This window comes from Oleiphilus sp. HI0061 (genome assembly GCF_001635675.1).
Genome location: NZ_LWFE01000207.1, coordinates 1 through 1,143 on the forward strand (window position 1 = coordinate 1; position 1,143 = coordinate 1,143).

The window sequence follows — 1,143 nt, forward strand, 5'->3', positions numbered from 1 at the left end:
GCCCGAAGAGCGTGCTTTGGTAAAGATCTTTGGGGCGAGTTACAGGGAGTATTGCGAACAAGTGAGAAGGTGGGTTTAGCAGCCTATTAGGTTAGAAAAAAATAGACTGCTATATGAGCTTTTACTAATTTTGATCAGGTATATTAATGGTTAGGTCAAATCCGCCGCCAACGCGGGGGGTAATTTGAAGCGGACCTTCATCAATACCGTGAGGAAGTTCAATCTTGTCAATTTGAGGAAGGTTGCCAATTGAAAAGGTAAGTTGATTGTCCTGTCTACTTAGCCCAAGATCGTTGGCACCGTCGCCACCAATATAGACAAAGTCGAAATCACCCTCGGGTACCGCGTAGCGTGTATCGTTCATGACTTCTTCCATTGTGCGAGTGTTAACCTCGTCGTAGGTTGGGATCACAACGTCAATAGGCGCGATGGTTGCTGAAGCAATCGCTGCATTTCGTAGCATTTCTTCACTGAGTAGGACAGAGCTGGCAGTGCCATCGACGTGGTTCTGTTGGTGCCCTAGCTTATCCATATCCTGGTCTACATTTTCAACCGGGGCAATTGTCAGGCTGGAGTAGGTTTTTTGAGTTGTCTCAATTTCCTGCTTTTTAGGCGTAACAATAATTGTCGAGTCCTTGATATAGGTTTCGGTTAACTCTGAACTGCTAAGAGATTTAACTTCTGCGCCAGCCATTAGTGGCAGTAGTAATAAAGGTGACGCTTTTAGGATGATGCTAGAGCTAGTGTTCATATTCGGTGCCTGCGATATTATACGATCAGCAGAATAACAGGTGAAAAAGTGAGCAACCTGTCAGCTATACTGTAATTATTTAGGCTGAGATCTGCTAATGCAAGGTTTATAGTCTATGTTTCTGTTAAGAAAAGTAATTATGCGGGATGTGTCTAGTTGAAGTTGCCCTTAGCTGAACGAGTTGGTGAGATGATTGCGTCACGCAGTAAGCGAAGTGACTATTTTCGATTATCCCAAAAAAATATATACATTTTCCCCTCGCGTGCGGGTTTTGCTTATCTGTTACTTTTGTTGTTGATGCTGATAACGGCAATTAATTATCAGAATAGCCTTATTTACCTATTTACATTCTTCTTAGGTGCGATTTTCTTTTTCTCTATCTGGATGTGTTT

1 protein-coding gene and 1 pseudogene are annotated in these 1,143 nt (G+C 42.6%); one reads left to right on the plus strand and one right to left on the minus strand.

Annotated elements, in window-relative coordinates; translation table 11 throughout:
- Positions 1-124: 124 nt before the first annotated feature.
- Positions 125-751, minus strand: a complete 627-nt coding sequence (locus A3735_RS02415) for a hypothetical protein (protein ID WP_068513687.1) — start codon at positions 749-751, stop codon at positions 125-127.
- Positions 752-907: 156 nt separating this feature from the next.
- On the opposite strand from A3735_RS02415, the pseudogene A3735_RS31675 reads away from it, so the two are divergent.
- Positions 908-1,143: pseudogene (locus tag A3735_RS31675) on the plus strand (hypothetical protein); the annotation flags it as partial.

Excerpts from the sequence above, each read along its gene's own strand:
- A3735_RS02415 (WP_068513687.1), bottom strand. The coding sequence starts at position 751 with ATGAACACTAGCTCTAGCATCATCCTAAAAGCGTCACCTTTATTACTA.